Source organism: Thermithiobacillus tepidarius DSM 3134 (assembly GCF_000423825.1).
Lineage (GTDB): Bacteria > Pseudomonadota > Gammaproteobacteria > Acidithiobacillales > Thermithiobacillaceae > Thermithiobacillus > Thermithiobacillus tepidarius.
Map to the genome: position 1 here is coordinate 39,767 of NZ_AUIS01000020.1, position 6,398 is coordinate 46,164.

General features: G+C 64.6%; 6 protein-coding genes, 1 tRNA gene and 1 pseudogene. 7 read left to right on the forward strand and 1 reads right to left on the reverse strand.

Features of this window, described 5'->3' with window-relative positions:
* Positions 1-8 precede the first annotated feature (8 nt).
* From pyrE to G579_RS17000, 6 genes are all read left to right on the forward strand, one after another.
* Complete coding sequence (gene pyrE / locus G579_RS0110145) at positions 9-599, forward strand: orotate phosphoribosyltransferase (protein WP_038019364.1); 591 nt, start codon at positions 9-11, stop codon at positions 597-599.
* A gap of 65 nt (positions 600-664) precedes the next feature.
* A tRNA-Asn gene (locus G579_RS0110150) sits at positions 665-740 on the forward strand.
* Between the two features lie 178 nt (positions 741-918).
* Complete coding sequence (locus tag G579_RS0110155; protein ID WP_028990093.1) at positions 919-1,509, forward strand: LexA family protein; 591 nt, start codon at positions 919-921, stop codon at positions 1,507-1,509.
* A 9-nt stretch (positions 1,510-1,518) separates the two neighbouring features.
* Positions 1,519-2,796 (forward strand): Y-family DNA polymerase, encoded by a 1,278-nt coding sequence (locus tag G579_RS0110160; protein WP_028990094.1) that lies wholly within the window; start codon positions 1,519-1,521, stop codon positions 2,794-2,796.
* 193 nt (positions 2,797-2,989) lie between these two features.
* A complete protein-coding gene (locus G579_RS0110165) occupies positions 2,990-3,436 on the forward strand; it encodes a hemerythrin domain-containing protein (protein ID WP_051181385.1) in 447 nt (148 codons plus the stop codon).
* 282 nt (positions 3,437-3,718) lie between these two features.
* A complete protein-coding gene (locus G579_RS17000) occupies positions 3,719-5,632 on the forward strand; it encodes a PAS domain-containing sensor histidine kinase (RefSeq protein WP_081662720.1) in 1,914 nt (637 codons plus the stop codon).
* A gap of 80 nt (positions 5,633-5,712) precedes the next feature.
* Here the strand turns inward: G579_RS17000 and G579_RS0110175 are convergent, their stop codons facing one another.
* A complete protein-coding gene (locus tag G579_RS0110175) occupies positions 5,713-5,946 on the reverse strand; it encodes a hypothetical protein (protein WP_028990096.1) in 234 nt (77 codons plus the stop codon).
* Positions 5,947-6,107: 161 nt separating this feature from the next.
* Between G579_RS0110175 and G579_RS0110180 the strand changes: the two are divergent.
* A pseudogene (locus G579_RS0110180) lies at positions 6,108-6,398 on the forward strand (ISL3 family transposase); the annotation flags it as partial.

The window sequence follows — 6,398 nt, forward strand, 5'->3', positions numbered from 1 at the left end:
AGTTTTGCATGGAAGACAATAACCACTACCTGGATCTGTACCGCAGCAACAACGCCCTGCTCGAAGGCCATTTCCTGCTCTCCTCGGGCCTGCATAGCGACCGCTACCTGCAATCCGCGCTGCTGCTGCAACATCCGCAGCACGCCGCCACCCTGTGCCAGGCGTTGGCCGACAACCTGCCGTCGGCGCTGCGCGAACAGATCGGCGTGGTGGTCGGGCCCGCCATGGGCGCCGTGCTGGTGTCCTACGAAACCGCCCGCGCCCTCGGCGTGCGCAGCCTCTTCACCGAGCGCCAGGACGGCCAGATGACCCTGCGGCGCGGCTTCACCCTGCAACCGGGCGAGAAGATCCTGGTGGTCGAGGACGTCATCACGACCGGCGGCTCCACCAAGGAATGCATCCGCGCCCTCGAAGCCGCCGGCGGTCAGGTCATCGCTGTCGCCTCTCTGGTCGATCGCAGCGGCGGCAGCGCGGATTTCGGCGCCATCCCGTTCCACCCGCTGATCCGCCTCAGCGTGCAAACCTGGTCCCCCGACCAGTGCCCCCTGTGCGCGGCCGGCAGTACCCCGGTCAAGCCGGGCAGCCGGGGCTTGAAGTAAAAGCCGGAAGGCACCGCCTCCGCCTTGACCTCAGGGATGGTTCCCCATAGAATACCCCGACCAATTCCCCGGTAGCTCAGTCGGTAGAGCGGGTGACTGTTAATCACTAGGTCGGCGGTTCGAGCCCGTCCCGGGGAGCCAAATGAAATCAGAGTAGGGCCTAGCCTCAGCGGCTAGGCCCTTTTCTTTTGCAACCAGGCCGCTTCGCAGGCGAGGTCATGCGGGGAGCGGCGTGCGTGTTGGCTTTTCGCGCAGCTCTTGCGTGGCCGCCTCTGTTTTGATTATCGTACAGAAACAATACGAAGATCAGGAGGACGACATGGCGGGCAAGGGCAGGCGGGGTGGCGTGCGGGCGGGGGCGGGGCGGCCGCGGGGATCGGGGCCGTATGGGGAGGCGACCGAGGCGCTGCGGGTGCCGCTCAGTCTGGTCCCGCAGGTGAGGGCGCTGCTGGCGGCGCGCCGGCAGGGAGATGGGAAGGCCCTGCCGGCGCATCCGGACATCTTGATGCCGGCCGCGACGGCGCCGCAGCCGCTGCCCCTCTACGGCAGCCGGGTGGCCGCGGGCTTTCCGTCGCCCGCGGACGATCATCTGCATGCCACGCTGGATCTCAATGCCTATCTGGTCAAGCATCCGGCCGCGACCTTCTTCGTGCGGGTGGAGGGCGATTCCATGATCCAGGCCGGCATTCATGCCGGTGATATCCTGGTGGTGGATCGTGCCTTGGAGGCGCGGGACGGCAAGATCGTGGTGGCGGCGCTCAATGGCGAACTGACAGTGAAGCGCCTGGACCTGCGCGACGGCCGCATCCGATTGCTGCCCGAGAATCCCGATTATTCGCCCATCGAGGTGGGGGAGGAGGCGAACTTCCTCATCTGGGGCGTGGTGACCAGCGTCATCCACGCACTCTGAGGCCCGGTCATGGGCCGTATCTTCGCGCTGGTGGACTGCAACAATTTTTACGCCTCCTGCGAGCGGGTCTTCAATCCCGCCCTGGAGCGCCGGCCCATCGTGGTTTTGTCCAACAACGATGGCTGCGTCATCGCCCGTTCCAACGAAGCCAAGGCTCTGGGCATTTCCATGGGTGCGCCCTTTTTCAAGGTGCGTCGGATCGTCGAGCGGCACGACGTGGCCGTATTTTCCTCCAACTACGCCCTCTATGGCGACATGTCGCGGCGGGTGATGGCGGTGCTGGCCGGGCTGGTGCCGCGTCTGGAGGTCTACTCCATCGACGAGGCCTTTCTGGATCTGCGGGGTCTGGGTGCTCAGGAGCTGAGCGAGTTGGGCCGGCACATCCGCCGTACCGTGCGCCAATGGACCGGCATTCCGGTGTCCGTCGGCATCGCGCCCAGCAAGACCCTGGCCAAAGCTGCCAATGCTTTGGCCAAGCGGGATCTGCTGCGGCAGGGCGTTTGCGATCTGTGCGATCCGCAGGCCCGGGAGGCGGCCCTGGCGCATCTGGCGGTGGAGGAAATCTGGGGCATCGGCGCCCGCTCGGGCGAGCGGCTGCGGGCGCGCGGCATCGCCACCGCCCGGCAACTGCGCGACAGCGATCCGGCGGCCATGCGGCGGCACTTCGGCCTGGTCATGGAGCGGATCATCTGGGAGCTGCGCGGGGTGTCCTGTCTCGCGCTGACCGACATCCGACCGCCGCGCCAGCAGATCATCACCTCGCGTTCCTTCGGCGTGCGGGTGACGAGCTATCGCGATCTGGCCGAGGCGATCAGCCACTTTGCCAGCCGTGCCGCGGAAAAGCTCAGGAGCCAGGGCGACAACGCCCAGGCGCTCCAGGTTTTCGTGCGCACCAGTCCATTCAATACAGGGGAGCCTTTCTACCAGAATGCCGCCACCCTGCTCCTGCCGATGCCGACCCAGGACACCAGTCTGCTGATCCGCCACGCCCTGTTGGGGCTCAGGCAAATCTATCGGCGGGGATATCGTTACCAGAAAGCCGGCATCATGCTGCTCGACCTCGTGCCGGCTTTGGGGGCGCAGGCCACGCTCTTCGCTGCGGGGGAGCGGGAAACGGCGAAATCCCAGGCGCTCATGCACGCCATGGACGAAATCAACCGCCGCATGGGGAGCGGCGCCCTGCGCTTTGCCGCGGAAGGCACCCGGCAACGCTGGCAGGGGACGGCGGCCCGCTGCTCGCCGGCCTACACCACGCGCTGGGAAGACTTGCCGCTGGTCAGGGCGTGACGCGGTTTTCCTGCCTAAGCCGGATTTCTGCGGGCTGCGGCGGATGTTAGTTTGGATGCGCATCATCCTGCCTCAATAATTCCAGGACCGTTTGCACAGTTGCGCCAGCGCACGTCAGGACGGCGGGAGAACGCCCGCACCGGCCATGTGTTGCACGCGGTCTGCCACCATCCAATTCAAGAGGAGGAGCCTTGTGGACATCTATGCACTCCTGAAGCAGGACCACGAGAAAGTGACCGAACTGCTGGACAAGCTGGACGAGACCGGCGACGGCGCAGTGAAAACCCGGGAAAAGCTCTTTGCCCAGCTCAAACAGGAACTGACGGCACATTCAGAAGCGGAAGAAAAAACCTTCTATGACGCGCTCAAGAAAGCCGAGGAGACCCGTGAGATCGTCCTTGAAGGCGTCGAGGAGCACCATGTGGCGTCCGCGCTTCTGACGGAACTAGATGCCATGCCTAAGGACGACGAGCGCTGGGGCGCGAAGCTGAGCGTGCTGAAGGAAAACGTGACGCACCACATCGAGGAGGAGGAAAAGGAGCTGTTCAAAAAGGCCCGCAAGGTGTTGGATGCGGCGCAGGCCGAGGAGATCGGCAAGCGTATGGAAGCGGAAAAGCGCGCACTCCTGGCCCAGGTCTGAGCCGAGGCCGGATGCGGAAATCTGAGCGTCGGGATGGCGCTGTCGCCATCCCGCATCGCCGCGCCTGATGGCAAATGGGGAGCGCGGCGCCTGCGCTCCAGCGAACGCCGTTGCCGCGCGGACATCCCCGTGGTTACGCCGTGTCCGCTGGACCTCCCCACCTGCAGAATCATCGTCTATCTTTACTCATAAGCAGTGACAACCCGCTGGAAGCGCACAGCCGTTTGCCGGCTGGCACGAGAGCAAGCACCAAATCGGCGTCAGACCGGTTCAGGCCCGAACATGAAGAATAATCAGGAATCCGCCCTCCTCCTGCGGGACCGTCCCGCCGGTGCAGCGCCGCCGCCCCCTGGCAGTCCGTCAGCCGTTTACGTGCTGCGGGTGGAAGAGGACAGGGTGGCGCCCGTCTGGGTCAGCGAGAGCATCACCCGCATTGCCGGCTACGATACCCACGAGATGCTGGGCAGCCACAGGTGGTGGTTGGATCGCATCCATCCCGAGGACCAGCCCCGGGTGGCCGCGCATCAATTGCTGCTCTTCGAGCAGAACCACCTGACGCAGGCATACCGCTTTCAACATAAAAACGGCGATTACGTGTGGGTGACGGACGAGCGCAAGCTCCTGCGGGATGCCGCGGGCAAGCCGCTGGAAATCGTGGGCACCTGGCATGGCGCCAGCTCCTGCAAGGAGGCGGTGGAGGCTCTGCGGGAAAGCGAAAAACGCTACCAGATCCTGACGAAAATGGCGCCGGTCGGCATTTTCCACACGGATGCGGAAGGCAACTACCGTTATGTGAACGAGTGCTGGCGCGAACTCGCCGATCTTACCCTGGAAGAGGCCGCTGGCGCGGGCTGGACGCAAGCTCTGCATCCCGATGATCGCGAGTGGGTGTCTGCGGAGTGGCAGCGGGCCGCCAGGCTGAACCTGCCGTTCAAAGCCGAATACCGCTTCCGGCGCCGCGATGGCGTGGTCACCTGGGTCCTAGGCCAGGCAGTGGCGGAGTGGGATGCGAGCGGCGAGCTTGCCGGCTACATCGGCACCATCATCGACGTGACCGAGCACAGGCGGATAGAAAGAGCGCTGCGCAAGAGCGAGGAGCGGCTGAACAGGGCGCAGAAGATCGCCCAGCTGGGCAGCTGGGACTGGGATATCGTCAGCGGCGAACTGGTGTGGTCCGAGGAGACTTACCGCATCTTTGGCCGGCAGGCGCAAAATTTCCATCCAAGCTATGAAAGCTTCATGGCAACGGTGCACCCGGAGGATCAGTCCTCGCTGGCGGAGGCGCTCAAGCAGGCCCTGTTCGAGCACCGGCTGTTCAGGATCGATCATCGGATCATCCTGCCCGATGGCGCGGAACGCTTCGTCCACGAGGAAGCGGAAATCAGCTACGCCGACGACGGCCGGGCGTTGCGCATGGTCGGCACGGTGCAGGACATCACCGCACGCAAGGAGGCGGAAGAGGAGATCCGGCGCCTGAATGCGGAACTGGAGCAGCGGGTGGAGGAACGCACGGCCGAACTGCTGGCCGCCAACCGTGAGCTGGAATCCTTCAGCTATTCGGTGTCCCACGACCTGCGCGCGCCGCTGCGCGCCATCAACGGCTTTACCCAGATTTTGCTGAACGACCACGCCGCCTGCCTGAACGAAGAGGGCAGGCGGCATTTGGAGCGGGTGCTGTGCGCCAGCGAGCGCATGGGCCAGCTGATCGATGACCTGCTTAACCTGTCACGCATCACCCGCAGCGAGATGCACCGTGAATGGGTGAACCTGAGCACTTTGGCCCAGCAGATCGCCGAAACGCTGCAGGCTGGCCAGCCGGAGCGGTCGGTGGCATTCGTCATTGCGCCGAATGTGGTGGCTCGGGGAGATGCGCGTCTGCTGCAAATCGTACTGGAGAACCTGTTGGGCAATGCCTGGAAGTTCACCGGCAAGCACGCGCGGGCGCGCATCGAGTTCGGCACCGTGCAGTTGGACGGCAAGCGCAGCTATTTCGTGCGCGACGACGGCGCCGGTTTCGACATGAGCTACGCCGACAAGCTCTTCGGCGCCTTCCAGCGCCTGCACGGCGCCAGCGAATTCGAGGGCACCGGCATCGGTCTGGTTACCATCCAGCGTATCATCGCCCGCCACGGCGGCCGCATCTGGGCCGAAGGGGCAGTGGAGCAGGGCGCCACCTTCTACTTCACGCTGAACTGAGCCGATGGCAGGCCGCTGCCTCACCACCGGAACCGGCCGCCTGAAACTGGCGGCTGCCGGTGGCTGATGCGCGTGCCGGATCAGACCGCCAAGGCGTACTGGTCGTCAAAGAGGCAGTTGTCCGCGACCCGCTCCAAGCCGTCGTAGCTGCAACCGTGGAACAGGCAATCCCGGAAGCACGCCGCGCTTTGGCCGGGGCGCACGGTGATGCGGCAGTTGTAGAAGGAACAGCCGACAAAAAGCGGCAGGGGATGGCTTTCGTCGATCAGGATTTCTGCATCGTACAGTTTGGCATTGCTGATATGCGCATTCATCGCTTTCTCCGGCAATAGGTGGCGCCGCCGCATAGCGGCGGGTTGCGACTGGCGGCGTGATCAACCCGAGCGTTGGGGGCGAGTCAGGCTACACTCTGAAAAATCGGCCTCTTTTCAATTTCGAGTGGGTAAGCTGGACCTGAGCAGGTACGGGATCGGGTATGACTGACAAGCTGTTTGAGGCTGCCTTGGGGGTCTCTCCGCCGTGGCAGGTGACGGGCGCGGACTTCGATTTGGCGGCCAAGACGCTCACCATCCGGGTGGACTTCATCGCCGGCAGCCGCTTCGCGCTGGCTGGCGTGGAGGGCCAGCATCCGGTTCACGACACCGTCGCCAAGCGTTACCGGCACCTGAACTTCTTCCAGCACGAGTGCTTCCTGGAAGTGCGTGTCCCCCGGGTAAAGCTGCCCGATGGCAGCGTCCGCCAGGTCGATCCGCCGTGGGCCGGCAAG